At 63.7% G+C, this 18,924-nt stretch carries 8 protein-coding genes; 6 read left to right on the top strand and 2 right to left on the bottom strand.

Features of this window, described 5'->3' with window-relative positions; all coding sequences use genetic code 11:
- Positions 1-496 precede the first annotated feature (496 nt).
- From LPW39_RS11690 to LPW39_RS11675, 4 genes are all read left to right on the top strand, one after another.
- Positions 497-10,216, top strand: a complete 9,720-nt coding sequence (locus LPW39_RS11690; RefSeq protein WP_230774865.1) for a hypothetical protein — start codon at positions 497-499, stop codon at positions 10,214-10,216.
- Between the two features lie 639 nt (positions 10,217-10,855).
- Positions 10,856-14,485 carry a choice-of-anchor P family protein gene (locus LPW39_RS11685; protein ID WP_230774863.1) on the top strand — a complete coding sequence of 1,210 codons (3,630 nt, stop codon included), beginning with the start codon at positions 10,856-10,858 and terminating at the stop codon, positions 14,483-14,485.
- A 486-nt stretch (positions 14,486-14,971) separates the two neighbouring features.
- A complete protein-coding gene (locus LPW39_RS11680; protein ID WP_230774861.1) occupies positions 14,972-15,601 on the top strand; it encodes a DUF6806 family protein in 630 nt (209 codons plus the stop codon).
- Between the two features lie 86 nt (positions 15,602-15,687).
- Positions 15,688-16,236, top strand: a complete 549-nt coding sequence (locus tag LPW39_RS11675) for a YgjP-like metallopeptidase domain-containing protein (RefSeq protein WP_230774858.1) — start codon at positions 15,688-15,690, stop codon at positions 16,234-16,236.
- Here the strand turns inward: LPW39_RS11675 and murI are convergent, their stop codons facing one another.
- Positions 16,237-17,088, bottom strand: coding sequence for a glutamate racemase (gene murI / locus LPW39_RS11670; protein ID WP_230774856.1), 852 nt, complete (start codon positions 17,086-17,088; stop codon positions 16,237-16,239). It abuts the gene before it with no gap.
- A 67-nt stretch (positions 17,089-17,155) separates the two neighbouring features.
- Positions 17,156-17,530 (bottom strand): hypothetical protein, encoded by a 375-nt coding sequence (locus tag LPW39_RS11665; RefSeq protein ID WP_230774848.1) that lies wholly within the window; start codon positions 17,528-17,530, stop codon positions 17,156-17,158.
- Between the two features lie 220 nt (positions 17,531-17,750).
- Between LPW39_RS11665 and LPW39_RS11660 the strand changes: the two genes are divergently transcribed.
- On the top strand, positions 17,751-18,455 hold the full coding sequence (locus tag LPW39_RS11660) for a YebC/PmpR family DNA-binding transcriptional regulator (protein ID WP_133857816.1): 705 nt from the start codon (positions 17,751-17,753) through the stop codon (positions 18,453-18,455).
- Positions 18,456-18,631: 176 nt separating this feature from the next.
- Positions 18,632-18,910, top strand: coding sequence for a PsiF family protein (locus LPW39_RS11655; RefSeq protein WP_021027750.1), 279 nt, complete (start codon positions 18,632-18,634; stop codon positions 18,908-18,910).
- Positions 18,911-18,924 lie beyond the last annotated feature (14 nt).

Genomic DNA, 18,924 nt, shown 5'->3' with positions numbered 1-18,924 from the left:
CTGTAGGCCAGAGCCTGAAAAAAATGCAGGACGATACCGTCGGTATTGTCGGAATTTATTGATCGCTGATCGATTTTTTGCGACCGAACCCTAGCCAACCCGCCTTCATAGGCGGGTTTTTTTGTCTGGGTGCTGCACGATGAGATGTCTTACAGAAACCAGCACTTATCCCATATTTCTCCTGTGAAAAATGGCTCACGAAGGCCGGAAAAACCGGTTTGCATCCTGAAGTTGGGGCGCCGATGGAGGCACCTTTCTCAAACAGTGGGACAGGCGCGCAGAGCTGGCTTGGCTTATAGACCGGAACTAGCTGCGGTTATATGTTATTTCAATAAATTAATTTACGTTTTACCAAAGATTCAAAGTACGGTTGCCCCTGTGAATGGTTGTGTTTGTAAGAGTAATCAGCGGCACTTACTCTCGCGCGTCGGTTGGCCTGGTCTGAGTGGATCTCTGCCCCATCCTGGCGTCTTGGCGTGGTGCACAAGGAGACGCTATGAACCCGATTAGAGCGCAGAGGACACTTCGCCGTCTGCTGTACGGTGGGCTCGCGAGCCTGGCCCTCGTCTGCAGTTTTAACGCTTTGGCGGCATCTACAGGAGCTGGCCGGGCCTATGGCCTGCAGGTGACTGCCGATGTTCCGGGGGTAGGGCTCGGCGTCCCGATTGCCGATACCGGGCAGAAAACGGCACCGCCGGATTTCAACACCCCTGTGTCGGTCCTCAATGCATCGGTCGCTGCAGGCGTGGGCAATTTGCTGACGGTGCGCACGGGTGTTCTCAACGCTGCCACGCAGAGCAAGCTGGCGCAAAACAGTGTGGTGTCCTCGTCGTCCGTCAATGGCTTGGCCCTCAAGCTCGCCGGGCTGGCGCTTGGAGCCGATACCGTCAGTTCGCAAGCCAAGATGTCCTGCGTCAATGGGACGCTGACGCCAGAGGGCAGTGCACAAATTCTGGGAGCCTCCGGATCGCTTGTCGGCGTCAGTGTTGCAGCAAACACCCGGGTCGATCTGACGATTGGTGTGCCCACCTTCGGAACCATGGTGGGGGTCATTCTCCACACCAATGAGCAAACCCTGAGTCCAGACGGCAAGACCTTCAGCGTCAATGCGCTGCGGGTGGAGCTCGTGGCGTCTGCGGTGGGTATTCGCTTGCTCGGCGCTTCGGTCATCGTGGGCAACTCCTCCGTCACGATGGCCGATTGTGCGCCCACGGTCACCTTGGGTTCCTTGCCCTTGATTACCACCAGCAACCAGGCGGCTATCCCCGTCAGCGGAAGCTGCAGCGCTGGCAGTGGCAATGTGACGATCAGCTCCACGCCCACCGGCGTGGCGCAGTCGCTGCCTTGCTCGGCCACTGGCAGCTATTCCGGTTCGGTGAACACCACAGCGTTGGCCGATGGCCCCGTGACGCTGACGGCATCACAGCCTCCCGCAGGGCCGGCCAGATCTGCGAGCCAGTCCACTACCAAGAATACGGCCCCGGTCTTGCAACCGCCGGTCGTGACGGTGGTCTCTGCGCCCCATATCACGGCGGCCAACCAAGCGTCCTATAGTGTCTCAGGGACTTGCTCGGCCAATGGTGCTGCGGTATCCATCCTGGTCGGCGCAGTGCCCGCATCGGCACAGTGCAGCGGCGGCCTCTGGTCCGCCTCCGGCCTGAATGTCACCGCCGTGCCCAATGGATCGGTCACCGTCACGGCCTCGCAAACTGTCAGTGGTCTGGTCGGCACGGCTACCTTCACCACCAGCAAGGATGCCGCAGGAGTTCTGCCTGTCGTGGTCGTTACCTCGGCACCTGCGATCACCGCAGCGAACCAGGCTTCCTATACCGTCTCGGGCAGCTGTTCGGTGAATGGCACCAACGTTTCTGTCGTGATCGACACCGTGTCTGATTCGGTGCCCTGCAGCGGCAATATCTGGGCCGCTGCAGGCCTGGACGTCACTGCCCTGCCCAATGGTCCCGTCACGGTCACGGCCTCGCAGACCGTGGGTAGCCAAACAGGATCGGGCAGTCTGGGTACCACGAAAGATGCGGCCGGCGCCATCCCGGTGGTGACCATCGGCCTGGCACCCGCCATCACGCAGGCCAACCAGGCGGGCTACACGGTCTCCGGTACCTGCTCGGTCAATGGCAACAACGTGGCGGTGCTGGTGGGCTCTGTAGCTGCCTCTGCGCTGTGCACCAACGGCAGCTGGTCGACTGCAGGCCTGGATGTCAGTGCCTTGCCCAATGGTGCGGTCACGGTCATGGCTTCGCAGACCGTGGGCGCGCAAACCGGATCCGCGACCCTGGTCACGAGCAAGGATGTGACGGGTGCTGTGCCTGTCGTCGCCGTTACCTCGGCTCCCACGATCACCCCAGCGAACCAGGCGTCTTACACGGTCTCAGGCAGCTGTTCGGTCAACAGCACTGACGTGGCTGTTCTGATCGGCTCCATCGCTGCCACGGCGACCTGCAATGGAGGCCTCTGGTCGTCGGCAGGCCTCGATGTCAGCAGCTTGCTGGATGGATCGGTCACGGTGACAGCCTCACAGACGGTAGGCAACCAGACAGGATCAGGCAGCCTGCTGACCACCAAGAACACCGTGGTGGATGCCCCCGTGGTGACCATCACTTCGGCACCCGCCATTACAGCGCTGAATGTGGCGTCCTACACCGTTTCAGGCACCTGCTCGGCCAACGGCACGAATGTCGCTGTTCTGGTCGGTTCCGTGGCGGCCTCGGCAGCTTGTACCGGCAGCATCTGGTCCAGCTCGGGCATGGATGTCAGCGGCTTGGCGGATGGTCCAGTCCTGGTCACAGCCTCGCAAACCGTCAGTGCCCAGACCGGATCAGGCAGCCTGGTGACTGCGAAGGACACAGCGGGTATTGCCCCCGTGGTGTCCATCAGCTCGGCGCCTGCCATCACGGCAACGAACCAATCGGCCTATACCGTCTCGGGCACCTGCTCGGTCATTGACACGAATGTAGCGGTATTGATCGGCTCCATCCCTGCGTCGGCGATGTGCAATGCCGGGCTCTGGACCACCTCGGCGGTGAATGTCGGCACCTTGCCGGATGGCGCGGTCACGGTGACAGCGTCGCAGACCGCCGATGGCCGAACAGGATCGGGCACGCTGGTCATCAGCAAAGACACGGCCGGCGTCGCACCCGCAGTTGTTGTCACCTCGGCTCCTCCTATCACCATCGCCAACCAGGCTTCCTATATCGTTTCGGGCACCTGCTCGGCCAACGGCAGCACGGTGAGCGTTCTGGTGGGCTCCGTCGCCGCTTCGGCCCTATGCGATAGCAGTGCCTGGGCTACTGCAGGCCTGGACGTCAGCAGTTTGCCGGATGGACCCGTCACGATCACGGCCTCACAAACGGTGAATGCCCAGACGGGATCGGGCAGCCTGGTGACGAGCAAGACTGCGGTCGGGATCGCTCCTGTGGTGACCATCACCTCGGCGCCCCTCATCACTGCAGCGAACCAGTCCGCGTATACCGTCTCTGGCACCTGCTCGGCCAATGGCTCGGGCGTTGGGGTGCTGATCGGCTCCGTCGCTGCCTCGGCGCAGTGCAGTGGCGGCATTTGGGCCACTGCAGGCGTTGATGTCAGTGGCTTGGCAAACGGGCCCGTTTCGGTTGTTGCCTCGCAGACGGTGGGCGACCTGACGGGCTCGGGCAGTTTGGTCATCGTCAAGGACTCGCAGGGCATCGCCCCCGTCGTCACCATTACTTCGGCACCCGCGATCACGGCAGCCAACCAGACGGCCTATACCGTCTCTGGCACCTGCTCGGAAAACGGTGTGGTGCTGATGGTGCATGTAGGCGACGTGGTCGCTGTGCCGCAGCCGGTTTGCAGCGGTGGCATCTGGTCCACTGCAGCCTTGGATGTCAGTGGCTTGCCGGATGAAACGGTGCTGGTGACGGCTTCGCAGACGGTGGGTACCCAGACGGGGACCGGTAGCCTGGTGACTACCAAGGACACTGCAGGCGTGGCGCCTGTGGTGGTCATCACCTCGGCGCCCGCCATCGCAGCGGATAACCAATTGGCTTATTCCGTCTCTGGTACCTGCACGGTGAACGGCACGGACGTGGCTGTCCTGGTTGGATCGGTAGCCGCATCTGCACCCTGCAGCGGCGGCCTGTGGGCCACCGCAGCGCTGGATGTCAGTGGCTTGGCAGATGGATCGGTCACGGTAACGGCCTCGCAGACAGCGGGCAGCCTCACGGGATCGGGCAGTTTGGTGACCAGCAAGAGTGTGGCAGTGGCAGTACCTTCGGTGGCCATCACCTCGGCACCGGCGATCACGGCCGCCAACCAGGCTGCCTATGTCGTATCCGGCAGTTGCTCGGTCAATGGCGCCGATGTGTCTGTTCTGGTCGGCCAGGTCGCTGCAACGGCGCCTTGCAGCAGCGGTACCTGGATTACCGCTGGCATGGACGTGAGCGGCTTGCCCGCTGGCGCGGTCACGGTCATGGCATCGCAAACGGCGGGTAGCCAAACGGGCTCGGTGAGCCTGGTGATCAACAAGGAGCCGGCGGGGATCGTGCCCGTGGTGGCCATCACCCTGCCACCTGACATTACCGTATCTAACCAGGCGGCCTACACCGTCTCGGGCACCTGCTCGGTGGCCGGTACCAACGTGGCGGTTCAGGTTGGATCCATCGCCGCATCGGTGGCATGCGACGGCAGCAGTTGGACCACGGCTCCGCTGGATGTCAGTGGCTTGCCGGATGGATTGGTGACGGTGACCGCCTCGCAGACCGTGAGTGGCGGCTCGGGATCGGCCAGTGTGGTGGTCAACAAGACGGCGGCCGCTACTGCGCCTGTGGTGACCATTGGCTTGGCTCCCGCCATTACGCTGGCCAACCAGGCGTCCTACACGGTCTCGGGCACTTGCTCGGCGAGCGGCACCAGTGTCGCCGTCCAGGTCGGCAGTGTCCCAGCGTCTGCAACCTGTGACGCGGGAGCCTGGACTGCGTCGGGTCTGAATGTCAGTGCCTTGCCTGACGGGGTGGTCGTCGTGACCGCAGAGCAAATCGTTGGCGGCTTGTCCGGGTCGGACAGCGTGGAGACCACCAAGGCCACTGCAGCGATTGTTCCTGTGGTGGTCATCACCTCCGCACCTGCAATCACCGCCTTGAATGAGGCCGCCTATACCGTCTCGGGCACCTGCTCGGTCAACGGTGAAGTGGTGACGGTACTCGTCGGCTCGATACCCGCATCGGCAACCTGCAGCGATGGCATCTGGGCCACCGAGCCCACCAATGTCAGTGGGCTGGCTGATGGACAGATTACGGTGCAGGCCTCGCAAGACGCCGGTGGCCAGACGGGAACAGTCAGCCTGGTGATCAGCAAGGACTCTGCCGGAGCTGCGCCCGCCGTGGGTGTGATCTCGGCACCGCCGATCACGGCAGCGAACCAATCGGCTTACACCGTCTCGGGTACCTGCTCAGCCAATGGCGCAGCGGTGGCTGTTCAAATCGGCTCGGTTCCTGCATCGGCGCAGTGCAATGCCGGTATCTGGTCGAGCACGGCCGTGGATGTCAGTGCCTTGCCCGATGGCCCGGTCACCGTGACAGTTTCGCAAACGCTGGGCACCCAAACCGGCACGGGCAGCCTGGTGACCACCAAGGACGCGACCGGAATCGTACCCGTGGTGAGCGTGACGTCGGCACCTGCGATCACGTTGGCGAACCAGGCAGCCTATACCGTCTCGGGCTCTTGCTCGGTGGACGGCAGCAACGTGGCGGTCCTGGTCGGCTCGGTATCGGCGTCGGCAGTGTGCAATGCGGGCATCTGGTCCTCAGCAGCTGTTGATGTCACTGCCTTGCCTGATGGAGCAGTCACCGTCATGGCCTCGCAAACTGCCAGTGGTCAAACGGGATCGGGCAGCTTGGTGACCAGCAAGGAGACGGCAGGCGCCGCCCCGGTGGTGACCGTCAGCTCGGCACCTGCCATTACGGCAGCCAACCAGGCGTCGTATACCGTCTCGGGCAGCTGCTCGGCCGACGGCATCCCTGTTGCGGTTCAGGTCGGTTCGGTTGCTGCAAGCGCGCCATGCGCGGCTGGCAACTGGTCCGCCGCTGGTCTGGATGTCACTGGCCTGGCCGATGGACCGGTCACCGTAACTGCGGCGCAGACCGTCGGCAGTGTGCTGGGCTCGGGTAGCCTGGTGACCCTCAAGGACACCGCAGGTGTCGTCCCGGTGGTGACCGTTACTTCGGCTCCCGCCATCACGGCTGCCAACCAGGGCTCGTATGTCGTCTCGGGCAGCTGCTCGGTCAACAATACGACGGTGGCTGTACAGATCGGCTCGGTGTCGTCATCGGCGCCATGCGCCGGAAACCTCTGGACCATCCCCGCAGTGGATGTCAGTGGTCTGCCCGATGGATCGGTCACGGTGACCGCTGCGCAGACGGTTGGCGCCCTGCAGGGATCGGGCAGCCTGGTGACCAACAAGAGCACAGGTGGTGTCCAACCCGTGGTGACGATTACCTCGGCTGCGGACATCACGGCAGCCAACCAGTCGGCCTATAGCGTCTCGGGAACCTGCTCGGTCAACGGCACCAATGTGGATGTGCTGGTCGGCTCGGTGTCCGCATCGGTGCCCTGCACCAGCGGCAGTTGGATGACCGCAGCGTTGAATGTCAGTGGCTTGCAGGACGGCACGGTCACCGTGACGGCTCAGCAAACGGTGGGGGCCCTGGTGGGGTCGGCCAATGTGCAGGTCAACAAGGGCACTGGCGTAGCTACACCTGTGGTGACCATTACGTCGGCACCTGCCATCACGGCAGCCAATGCATCGGCGTACTCCGTCTCGGGCACTTGCTCGGTCAACGGCAGCAATGTGGATGTGCAGGTCGGCTCGGTGTCTGCAACGGCGCCGTGCATGGGTGGCCTCTGGGCGACCGAGGGCATGGACGTGAGTGGGCTGGCGGATGGGCCGGTTGCGGTGACGGCGACCCAAGTGGCGGGTGGCCAGACGGGCACGGGCAGCTTTGCCACCAGCAAGGACACCGCAGGCGTGGCACCGGTGGTGGCAATCACCTCGGCGCCGGTGATCACGGCAGCCAACCAGTCGGCCTATAGCGTATCGGGCAATTGCTCGGCAGATGGCGCTGCTGTCACGGTGCTGATTGGATCCATCCCGGCATCGGCACAGTGCAACGCGGGCATCTGGGCCAGCTCGGGTGTGGATGTCAGCGGCCTGCCCGATGGCGCGGTCACCATCATGGCCTCGCAAACCGCTGGTGCCCAAACGGGATCGGGTAGCCTGGTGACCACCAAGGACTCGGCGGGCGCTTCACCTGCGGTGGCCATTACCTCGGCGCCAGCCATCACGGCGGCGAACCAGTCGGCCTATACCGTCTCGGGCACCTGCTCGGCCGATGGCGGCAATGTGGCTGTGCTGGTGGGCTCCGTCTCGGCATCGGCGGTGTGCACCGGGGGCATCTGGGCCAGTCCGGCCATGGATGTCAGTGGCTTGGCTGATGGACCGGTCTCCGTGTCGGTGTCGCTGACGGCGGGTGGACAGACGGGCACCGGCGGCTTTGTGACCAGCAAGGATGCGGCGGGGGCTATTCCTGCTGTGGCGATTACTTCGGCACCTGCGATCACGGCGGCCAACCAAGCGTCCTATACCGTATCGGGTACCTGCTCGGTCGGTGGTACCAATGTGACGGTTCTGGTTGGCAGCATCTCTGCGACGGCCGTGTGCAGCGGTGGCACCTGGTCCGTTACGGGCCTGGATGTCAGCGGCTTGCCCAATGGACCGGTGACGGTGACGGTGGCGCAGACGGCGGGAGGCCAGACGGGCTCCGGCGGTTTTGTGACCAGCAAGGACGCGGCTGGGGTAGTGCCTGCCGTGGCCGTGACCTCGGCGCCGGCGATCACGGCGGCCAACCAGACTGCCTATACCGTATCGGGCACCTGCTCGGTCGATGGCGCCAATGTCACTGTGCTGGTCGGCTCCATCTCTGTCACAGCATTGTGCAGTGGTGGAACCTGGTCGACACCTGGCCTGGATGTCAGCGGCTTGCCAGATGGCGCGGTCACGGTGACTGTCGCACAGACAGCGGGTGGCCAGACGGGAACCGGTGGTTTTGTGACCAGCAAGAGTGCGGGTGGCGGCACGCCAGTGTTTGCCATCACTTCGGCGCCAGCCATCTCCTTGTCCAACCAAGCGTCCTACACCGTCTCGGGCACTTGCGCGGCCAGCGGCAGCAATGTGACCGTCGTGGTCGGCTCCCTGTCTGTGTCGGTGCCTTGCAATGGCGGCACCTGGTCCACGGCAGGGCTGGATGTCCGTGGCTTGCCTGATGGTGCGGTCATGGTGACGGCTTCGCAGACGGTGGATGGTGCAGTGGTCTCCAGTTCCCAGAACGCGGTCAAGGACACCGTGGCACCCGTCGTCTCGATCGGCATGGCGCCGAGCATCGATACGTCTAACCAGGGCGCCTACAGCCCTGCGGGCGGCTGCACCTCGGGTGACGGCACCATGACGGTGAAGGTGGGTACTGTCCAGGCTTCGGCAGCGTGCATCAACGGCAGCTGGACGGCGCCTGGCATGGATGTCCGTGGTCTGCCCGATGGAGCAGTTGCCGTGACGGCATCGCAGACGGACCAAGCCGGCAACACGGGCAGCATCACCCGCGAAGTCTCGAAGTCGACCGGCTCTGGCGGCGAGCCGCCCGAGCCTCCCGTTGCCCGGATTGCGCCCCAGAACGGTACCTGGATCATCAGCGATGAGCTCAATGGCGAGCCAGGCCGTGGCATGGGTATCGACATCCAGGACGGCGTGCTGTTCATGCAGGTCTACAACTACCGCCAGTCGGGGGAGGCGACCTTCCACACGGCACTGGGCACCTTGCGCGACAACAAAGTGACCGCTCCGCTGTACTTCTACGAAGGCGGGCGCTACTTTGGCAGCGAGCAACGCGATGGCCATGCGGCCGGCAGCCCTGGCAATGTGGTCATCACCTTCACCAGCCGCAGCACCGGTACGATCCAGTTCCCGGGCGAGCCGGTAAAGGCCATGCACCGCTTTGACTATGAGGGCACGCCCGCTGGTGTCTTCTCCGATCCGGCCTTTGTCGACCGCTGGGCCATGGTCGAGCTCAACAGCAGCAACCAACCGGTGCGCAGCTGGTGGGCCGATATCGGCACGAGCGAGCAGGTCTCGATGAGCGAGGATTGGGCGGCAGCAGCGATGGGCTGGCCATACCCACCTACCGTGGCAACGGCGGTCCATGGCTTTGGCGGCACCTTGTCGGGCCATCTGGTGGCGCAATGCAGCTACGGCGGCCGGGGTCTGGTGTTCAACTGCTCGGGCAACCGTGCGGGGGCTAACGGTGCGCCGGTGATCGCGATGACGATGCAGCGTGGTGTGGACCAGCTCAGCGGCACGGTGAAGGAGGGCGGTGGCGACACCCGGCGCCTGGTGGGCTTCCGCGTGGCCCGTGCTGCCTACGCCTGGCAGGACAACCAGAGCGTGCGCACCAGCTACTACGCGCCAGGCTACTTGCCGGAGTCGGGCACCTGGGTCGTCAGCAGTGAGTTGCGGGGCCTGCCAGGTCGCGGTATTTCCATCGAGCTGCAAAAGCCGCTGAACCAGGAAGACCATCTGTTGTTCATGTCGGTGTACGACTACCAGAGCGACGGCAAGGCGACGTTCCACAGTGTGCTTGGCGCGCATGACGCATCGACCACACCAGAGCCCAACACCCCCGATCTGCCCACGGTGCAGTACCAGGGCGGGCGTTACTTTGGTGGCCCGGCTGCGAGTGCTCGCTTCAAGGCGGATGCGGGACCGACCCAGTCGATCCACTTCAGTGCGCCGTCGGTAGGGACGCTGGCCTTCCCGGGTGAAGAGCCGGTGCAGATCGAACGCTTCTACTACAGCCTGAACAAGGGATCGGCCCAGTCGCTGCGCGGGTCCTGGTCGGTGCTGTCTGCCACGGATGCGATGCCCAGCCGGATCTTCCGCTTCCAAAAGCGCGATGAGAACTCGGTCATCGATACCGACTCGGGCTATGTCTGTGTCGCCGAAGTGCTGCGCCAGTACAACTTCCGCTGCACGGGTCCTGCGGGCGCACCGGCCTTCCGTTTTGTTGCCGGATTCTATGGCGCCAGCTCCGGCATTGTGGGAGACGCCGAAGATGCCCCAGCCATCACCGTGATGCGGGTGACGGATCCGAACGGCGAGATGGTGCAGGCAGGCGACTGAGGGCAGGGAGCCACCGCTGGCCGGCCAAGGCGCAGCGGTGGCAACTGAGCCGGGTTGCGGTCCAGATAAAGCATCTGCTTGCGGGGTGAAGGCTATGGCGCTGTTGCCAAATCGGCATCGAATCTATGCCAGGATGTAACCGACGCTGTAAGCCGAGGCCTTGATTTGACGGTGGAAGGCGCTGTCAGATATGTCAGACGGAGCAGGGTTGAGAGGGCTCCCGGGGCTATGAACCTCTCCACCGCACCTGGCCCACGGTGATTGAAGGGCTCTTTGGTGACTGCGATGGCTGCGAGCGAGCATGGCAGAAAACTGCATTTATGCGCGATTTCTCCTCTGTAAATCCGCAGTGCAGCAGCAAGGGTGGGCCCGACATGGCCGGCTTGGACAGGTCCGCTCCCCTGTGCCGTGCGGCCCGCAAAGCGCCGGGGCTGCGGTAACCAGCTATTGGTCGGAAATGCTTGTGCTTATAAGTGTGCTCAATAAAATAATTTACCGTTTACCAAAGATTCGCAGTACCTTTGCGCTTGTGAGTAGTTGTGTTTGTATGAGCAATCAGCAGCACCTGTCCTCGGCCGGTTGGTGGGGTCTGAGTGGATCACACCCAACGGGCGTTCTGGCGGTGCAGAAGGAGACGCTATGAACCCGATTGGTGCACAGAGAACTATCCGCCGTCTGCTGTACGGGGGGCTTGCAGGCCTGGCCTTCGTCTGCAGCACTTCCGCCCTGGCGGCATCCTCAGGATCCGGGCGGGCCTATGGCCTGCAGGTCACAGCCGATGTACTCGGGGCAGGGCTGGGCGTCCCATTTGCGGATACCGGCCAAAAGAGTGCACCACCGGATTTCAACACGCCGGTTTCTGTAGCGAGTGTGGGCGTGACCGCCGGAGCCAATCTGCTGAACGTGGGCACGGGTGTCATCAACTCCTCCACCCAAAGCAATCTGGCGCAGAACAACGTGGTATCCAACAGCTCCGTGGACGGTTTGAATCTGACGCTGGCGGGGTTGTCGCTGGGTGCCAATACCATCAGCTCTCAAGCCCGTATGGCCTGCGTCAACGGTGTGCCGCAAGGCTCGGGCGATGCCCAGATCCTCGGCGGAACCGGCGCGCTCAGCGGCGTCAGTGCAAGCCTCAATGGTCTGGTGAACCTGACGATCGGGGTGCCAACCATTGGCACGGAGGTGGGTGTCAAGCTCTACACCAATGAGCAAAGCCAAAGCGGCACCTCCATGAGCGTGACCGCGCTGCGCATTGAGTTGGTGGCCAAGGCCTTGACCTTGCCTTTGCTCAACGCCTCGGTGATCGTCGGCAACTCCACCGCATCGATGCCCGATTGCAAGCCCACGGTGACCTTGAATCCGCTGCCGCCGATCAATGCGGGCAACCAGACCTCCGTGCCCATCAGCGGCACCTGCAGCGCTGGCAGCGGCAATGTGGCCATCAGCTCCAGTCCTGCCGGCGTCAGCCAGTCGCTGCCCTGTTCCGCAGGCGGTACGTACGCTGGCTCGGTGAATGCACAAGGCCTGCCCGATGGCACGGTGACGATCACGGCAACGCAGACGGTCGCCGGACAGCCACCTGGTTCCGCGAGCCAGTCGACCACCAAATCCACGGGGTCGGTGCCGCCACTGCCGGTGGTGTCCGTCGTCGCGGCTCCACAGATCACCGCGTCCAACCAGGCTTCGTACACCGTCTCGGGCACCTGCTCAGCCAATGGTGAAACGGTGGCCGTCATGGTTGGATCGGTCCCGGCATCGGCATTGTGCGGTGGCGGTGTCTGGTCGGCCTCGGGTATCAATGTCAGCGGCCTTCCCGACGGGGCGGTGACCGTGACCGCGTCGCAAACTGTCGGCGGGCAAACCGGATCGGGCAGCTTGGTGACGGGCAAGGACGCGACCGCACCGGCAGTGGCCATTACCTCGGCCCCGGTGATCAATGCAGGCAATCAATCGGCCTACGGCGTAGCCGGTAGCTGCTCTGAAAACGGCGTTGTGGTGACCGTGCGCGTGGGTAGCGTGGCAGCGGTGCCGCAGCCCGTTTGCAACAGCGGTATCTGGTCTGCCTCGGGCATGGATGTCAGTGGCTTGCCTGCGGGTTCTGTCACGGTGACTGCCATGCAAACCGATGCCGCAGGCAATACCGGCAGCGCCAGCCGCGCAACCAGCAAGGAGAGCACGGCCGCTGCTGTGACCGTGGTTGTCGCGCCGCGCATCAACAGTGGTAACCAGGCCAGTTATGGCGGCGTCTCCGGTGCCTGCAGCGCTTCTGGCGGTGGGGTGACGGTAGCGATCGGCAGTGTCAGCAGCTCGGCGGCCTGCAATGCCGGCAACTGGGTGGTGAGCGGTGTCGACGTGCGCAGCCTGCCAGAGGGCACGGTGGTGGTGAAAGCCTCGCAGACGGTGGCAGGCACTGTCATCTCCGGCTCGCTGAACACGGTGAAGGACACGACGGCGCCGGCGGTCTCGATCAGCACCGCGCCGACCATCGACACCTCCAACCAGAATTCGTACAGCCCAGCGGGAACGTGCACCAGCGGTGATGGTGCGGTGACGGTGAGCGTCGGTGCGATCAAGGTGACGGTGGCTTGCGTCAACGGTAACTGGACTGCACCCGGTATGCAGGTAGGGGCCTTGCCCAAGGGCTCGGTCACGGTGACGGCATCGCAGACCGATGACGCGGGCAATACCGGCAGCAGCACGCGCCAGGTCTCGAAAACCTCCGACGCCACCGGCGAGTTGCCCACCACCCTGATTGCGGCCCAGAGTGGCACCTGGATCATCAGCGATGAACTCAATGGCGAGCCAGGGCGTGGCATGGGCATCGACATCCAGGATGGCGTGCTGTTCATGCAGGTCTACAACTACCGCCAATCAGGTGCGCCGACCTTCCATACCGCACTCGGTACCTTGCACGACAACACGGTGACCGCTCCGCTGTACTTCTATGAAGGCGGGCGCTTCTTTGGCAGCGAGCAACGCGATGGCCATGAAGCGGGCAGCCCTGGTAATGTCGTGATCACGTTCACCAGCCGCAGCAGGGGCACGATCCAGTTCCCCGGCGAACCTGTCAAGGCCATGCAGCGCTACGACTATGAGGGCACGCCAGCCGGCGTCTTCTCCGACCCGGCCTTTGTGGATCGCTGGGCCATGGTCGAGTTCAACAGCAACAACCAGCCGGTGCGCAGCTGGTGGGCGGACATTGGCAGCAGCGAACAGGTCGCGATGAGCGAAGCGCTGACCACCGCCGCGATCACCTGGCCCTATCCTCCAACCGCCGCGACCACTGTGCACGGCTTTGGCGGTACCTTGAGCGGCCATGTGCTGGCGCAGTGCAGCTATGGTGGCTCGGGGGTGGTCTTCAACTGCTCTGGCAACCGAGCAGGGGGTGCGGGTAGCGGTGGCCCAGTGGCGCTGACCTTGCAGCGTGGTGTCGACCAGCTGAGCGGAACCGTGCGCGAAGGCGGCGACGAGGCGCGGCGCCTGGTGGGCTTCCGCGTGGCGCGCGCCGCCTACACCCGGCAGAACAACCAGAATGTGCGCACCAGCTACTACGCGCCAGGCTATGCGCCGGAATCGGGCACCTGGATCGTCAGCAGCGAATTGCGCGGCCTGCCTGGACGCGGTATTTCGATTGAGCTGCAAAAGCCCACGAACGCTGAGGACCATATGCTGTTCATGTCGGTATACAACTACGAAAGCAATGGCCAGGCGACCTTCCACAGCCTGCTGGGCGCGCACGATGCCTCCACCACGCCAGAGCCCAACACGCCTGATCTGCCTACCGTGCAGTACCAGGGCGGGCGCTACTTTGGTGGCCCGGCAGCGGTGGCGCGTTTCAAGGCGGATGCGGGACTGACCAAGTCGATCCACTTCAGCGCGCCGTCGGTAGGGACGCTGGCCTTCCCGGGTGAAGAGCCGGTACAGATCGAGCGCTTCTACTACGGCGTCAACAAGGGCTCGGCCCAGTCGCTGCGCGGCTCGTGGGTGCTGCTGTCGGCCAGCACGGCGATACCGAGCCGCATCCTCCGCTTCCAGACCCGGGACGCCAACTCGGTGATCGACACGAGCTCGGGCTATGTCTGTGTCGCCGAAGTGCTGCGCCAGTACAACTTCCGCTGCACGGGCCCTGCGGGCGCACCGGCCTTCCGCTTCGTTGCAGGCTTCTATGGTGCCAGCACCGGCATCGTGGGAGACGCAGAGGATGCACCGGTCATCACCGTGGTGCGGGTGACCGACCCGAACGGCGAGATGGTGCAGGCGGGCGACTGAGGCTGAGGGCGCCACCGCTGGCCTGGCAAGGCACAGCGGTGGCTTCCAACCCTGCAGAACCTGGCCCCAGGCCGGAACTGTTAAAATGCCCTAGCGCATTGCAATACAGAGCAACGGTTTCGCAGAAAACACCTGCAAACCGTTGTTTTTTATTGCCCGCGCCACAGGCACTGGCCGGGCATTGCGAAGCGTGCCGGCAGTGTTGAAGACCGTTTTGCAGCCCCGACCTTTGGTAGCGGTAGAGCCAAGCGTGAGCCAGCAGGCACCCTGCTGGCTTTTTCTTCGTCTGTGATCGACAAACCGGGCACAATGTCCGATATTGTGGATATTGCGCCGCTCGGGTGGGTGGCGCATGGAGAGTCGCCGGTCCGGCCCTGTAACAGAGGCTGTGCTGGCGCCTTGTGGAGAGCGATGCGGCGTGCCGTGTCATCAGGCGTGGGGTTGGCCAGTGCAAGCAGGCGGCCCCCATTTAGGAAGGTACAGAACATGCCCAGTTACAACCCACCCTTTGAGATCCATGTCCACGGACAAGTGCTGCTGCGTTCCGATGTCGGCTTTGACCAGCTGCAAGAGGCCTTGAAACCGCTGTGGGGCTACGCGGGCGCCAAGTCGCTGGTCGATGGCGCGGAGAGCGCTTACGAGGAGGAGCCCGGCATTCTGTTCGAGCCCAAGGACCATGTGCTGCAGATGTGCTGGACCGTGCGCGGCGATGATGATTTTCGCCAGTCGCTGGACGACATGTGCATGAATCTCAACGAACTGGCCGACCAGGGCGCAGCGATCGAGGTCACCTTCTACGACGCCGAGTTCGACGACGAGGAGCAGGACCGCAGCGCAGAGTCGCGCGACGACTTCATGATGCTGTTTGTGGGCCCGACGCCTGCGGCCATCATGCAGGTGCAACGCGACATGCTGGTGCAGGACGTGGTCAGCACGATGGAGCGCCACTTCGATGCCGGCGAGCTCGTCGGTGTGGTGGGCGAGATCGACAAGCTGTTCAGCCAGCGCTTTGATGCGCTGGTCGATTCGCTGGAGATCGGCAAGCCACCCCGTGGTACCGGTGGCCCTGGTGGCGGCCATGGCGGTGGCGGACGCCGCCCACGCCACCTGCATTGATCATTGGCTGCGCTGCCAAAGGCGCAGCATTCCTTGTATCTGACCCCAAGGCAGCCGCTGTGCTGCCTTTGTTATTGGCCTTGCCCATGTCCAGCCCAGTCTTGCTTCCCTATCTGCAGTCCTACCCCGCCAGTTTGCAGCAGCAGGCGGGCAGCCTGGTGCAATCGGGCAAGCTGGGCCAGTGGCTGCTGCAGCGCCATCCGCAGCCGCACCAGATGCGATCGGACAAGGCCTTGCATGCCTATGTGATGGGCCTCAAGGGCGAGCACATGCGCAACAGCGCGGCGCTGGCCAAGGTGGTCTATGACAGCAAGCTGCAACTGGTCTACCAGGCGCTGGGCATCCATGTGCGTACCGGCAAGAACCATGGCGGCAAGACCCAGTCGCGCCATGAAATCCGCATTGGCAGCCTGTTCAAGCATGCGCCCGAGGCCTTTTTGCGCATGATCGCCGTGCATGAGCTCGCGCACCTGCGCGAGTCCGACCACAACAAGGCCTTCTACCAGCTGTGCGAGTACATGGAGCCGTCCTACCACCAGCTGGAGCTGGAGGTGCGCCTCTACCTGACCTGGCTGGACCAGGGCGGCCACCGGCTGTGGCAGCAGGGGGCTGATGCGGCGGACAGCGCCAGCTGATCAGTCCGCGGCCTGGCAGAACTGAGGCGGCAACCCCAGCCACTGGGCGGCAGCGTATTGCAGCGCGGCCAGCTCGCCGGTGGTCGCCAGGCTGAACGCATCGTCGGCACCAGGGGCCTGCGCTGGCTTGCGCAGCATGCCGGTGGCATGCAGCAGGCTGTAGGTGCGGCGCGCCACGGGCGTGGCCGTGTCGATCAGCGCCACCTGGTCGCCCACCAGCGCGCGCAAGGTATCAGCGGCAAAAATATAGTGCGTGCAGCCCAGCACCAGGGTGTCGATCTGGCCGGGCTGTGTGCCAAAGTCACCCATCGCGGCCAGGTAGGTCTGGCACAGGCCCTGGATATGCGCAGCATCGGCGGCTGCATCGCGCCCAGGCCGGGTGCTGTCTTCAATCGCGCGCGCCAGCCCATTGCAGGCCTGCACCGCAAAGCGGGTTTGCGTGGCATGCGCGGCCTGCAGGGTGGCAAAGCGGCTGCTGTTCACGGTGCCCTGGGTGGCAATCACGCCCACCACATGGGTCTGGCTGTGCTGGGCGGCGGGCTTGAGGGCGGGCTCCACACCGATGATGGGCAGGCCCGGGTGCTGCTCGCGCAGGCCCTCGATGGCCGCTGCAGTGGCCGTGTTGCAGGCAATGACCAGCGCCTTGATGCCATGGCGCTCGCGCATCTGCTGCGTGATGTGGGCGCAGCGCTGCTGCACAAAGGCGTCGCCACGCTCGCCATAGGGGGCGTTGCCGCTGTCGGCCACATAGACGAACTGCTCATCGGGCAGCACATCGCGCAGTGCACGCAGCACGCTCAGGCCGCCGATACCGCTGTCAAAAACACCAATGGGGGAAAGAGGGCTGGGCATGGAAGCGTGCAGGGTGGGGGCTATGGAAAAAGAAGCAGGCGCCGTGATTGTAGGCAGGCTGCAGCTTTTATGCACCGGTCGCCGCCAGCAGCATCATGCAGGTGCAGACAATACTGGTGAGCCAGACGCCCAAGGCCACGCCCAGCACATGGGGCCAGCGCGACAGGCCTGGCCGCCAGCGCCGCAGCATGCAATGCGCAGGCGTGATCAGCAAGGCCTGCAAAAAGCTCGCCGAGATGAGGATGGGCCAGAGGTTGTCACCCCGGATGGCATCGAGCAGCGCGCCATCGCCAGCCCAGACAAAGAGCTGCTCGGCGGGCGCATAGCTGGCAAAGCCGGGCAGGCCCAGTAAAACAAAGGATAGCCCCCAGCACCCAGCGCTCCAGAGAAGAGGTGTGCGCTGGGCCGTCGCCCACCGCCATAGTTTCTGTAAAGAAGACATCCTGATATTGTGCCCATGAACGGTTGCCGCAGCTTTGCAGCCCACGCCCCGGCGTCGTTTGACCGCAGCGATGCCCCAGGTTTTTGGCAAAGATTTCCCCTTATGCCCAGCACAGCCTTGGGCGGCGGTGTATAAATTTGCCCTGTCAATCTGGGCTTTGCCCGGCATTGTTGCCAGCAGCCACCGCTGCTGCCCAACCAACAACTAGGAAAACGCAGCCATGGGCGCGCAATGGAAAGCAAAGGGCAAGGCGCTGGTCGCCGATGCCAAGGGAAAACTCTTTGGCAAACTGGTCAAGGAAATCACGGTCGCGGCGCGTTTGGGCGGGGGTGACCCGGCCAGCAACTCGCGCCTGCGCATGGCTGTGGAAGCGGCCCGCAAGGCATCGATGCCCAAGGACACCTTGGAGCGCGCGATCAAGAAGGGCTCGGGCGCTGGCGCCGATGCGGTCAACTACTCGACCGTGCTGTTCGAAGGCTATGCACCGCACCGCGTGCCGGTGATGGTGGAGTGCCTGACCGACAACCCCAACCGCACGGCACCCAATATGCGCGTGTGCTTCCGCAAGGGCCAACTGACCGCAGTGGCCTGGGATTTTGACCATGTGGGCATGGTCGAAGGTGAGCCAGAAAACGGCGCCGATGTGGAATTGGCTGCCATCGAAGCGGGTGCGCAGGATTTCGAGCCGGCCGAAGAAGAGGGCGTGACCCTGTTCATCACCGAGCCCACGGACCTGGACACCGTCAGCAAGGCCTTGCCCGAACAGGGCATCAAGGTGCTGTCGGCCAAGCTGGGTTACAAGGCCAAGACCCCCATCAGCATGGGCAGCCTGCCTGCCGAAGCGCAGGAAGAAGTGCAAGCCTTCCTGGCCGGTCTGGAAAACGACGACGACGTGCAAAACATCTATGTCGGTCTGGTGGACTGAGCACCGCCCAGCAACCCCAACCGAAACGGCCGATCAGGCCGTTTTTTCATGGGCGCATGCGAGGCCGTCGTAGGCAGTTTGCGCTTCTTCATCATCTGCCCATTGACACACCGGTCCAGATATGCAGAAATTCGCTTGCGCTGGTCGTCGGCGCAGTTTAGATAAGAGCCCATACCATGAAAAAACTCATCGTCCTTGCCAGCATCGCGCTGGCATCCCAGTTCGCGCTGGCAGCCGACAAGACCCCCACGGCCCAGCAGCAGCTGATGGGCACCTGCAACACCGAGGCCAAGACCAAGGAACTCAAGGGCGATCAACGCAAGGCGTTCATGTCCAGCTGCCTGTCTGACGGCCGCAAGCGCCAGCAGGAGCGCATGAAGACCTGTAATGTCGACGCTACCGGCAAGAAGGGCGACGAGCGCAAGGCCTTCATGAGCGAGTGCCTGAAGAAGTAAGCCATTGTCCGCTA

Source organism: Comamonas koreensis (genome assembly GCF_021026195.1).
GTDB classification, from domain to species: Bacteria; Pseudomonadota; Gammaproteobacteria; order Burkholderiales; family Burkholderiaceae_C; genus Comamonas; species Comamonas koreensis.
This window is presented reverse-complemented; position numbering and strand designations above follow the sequence as displayed.

Coding starts and splice junctions, on each gene's coding strand:
- LPW39_RS11660 (WP_133857816.1), top strand. CDS start 17,751: ATGGGCGCGCAATGGAAAGCAAAGGGCAAGGCGCTGGTCGCCGATGCC.
- murI (WP_230774856.1), bottom strand. CDS start 17,088: ATGCCCAGCCCTCTTTCCCCCATTGGTGTTTTTGACAGCGGTATCGGC.
- LPW39_RS11665 (WP_230774848.1), bottom strand. CDS start 17,530: ATGTCTTCTTTACAGAAACTATGGCGGTGGGCGACGGCCCAGCGCACA.
- LPW39_RS11690 (WP_230774865.1), top strand. CDS start 497: ATGAACCCGATTAGAGCGCAGAGGACACTTCGCCGTCTGCTGTACGGT.
- LPW39_RS11680 (WP_230774861.1), top strand. CDS start 14,972: ATGCCCAGTTACAACCCACCCTTTGAGATCCATGTCCACGGACAAGTG.
- LPW39_RS11685 (WP_230774863.1), top strand. CDS start 10,856: ATGAACCCGATTGGTGCACAGAGAACTATCCGCCGTCTGCTGTACGGG.
- LPW39_RS11675 (WP_230774858.1), top strand. CDS start 15,688: ATGTCCAGCCCAGTCTTGCTTCCCTATCTGCAGTCCTACCCCGCCAGT.
- LPW39_RS11655 (WP_021027750.1), top strand. CDS start 18,632: ATGAAAAAACTCATCGTCCTTGCCAGCATCGCGCTGGCATCCCAGTTC.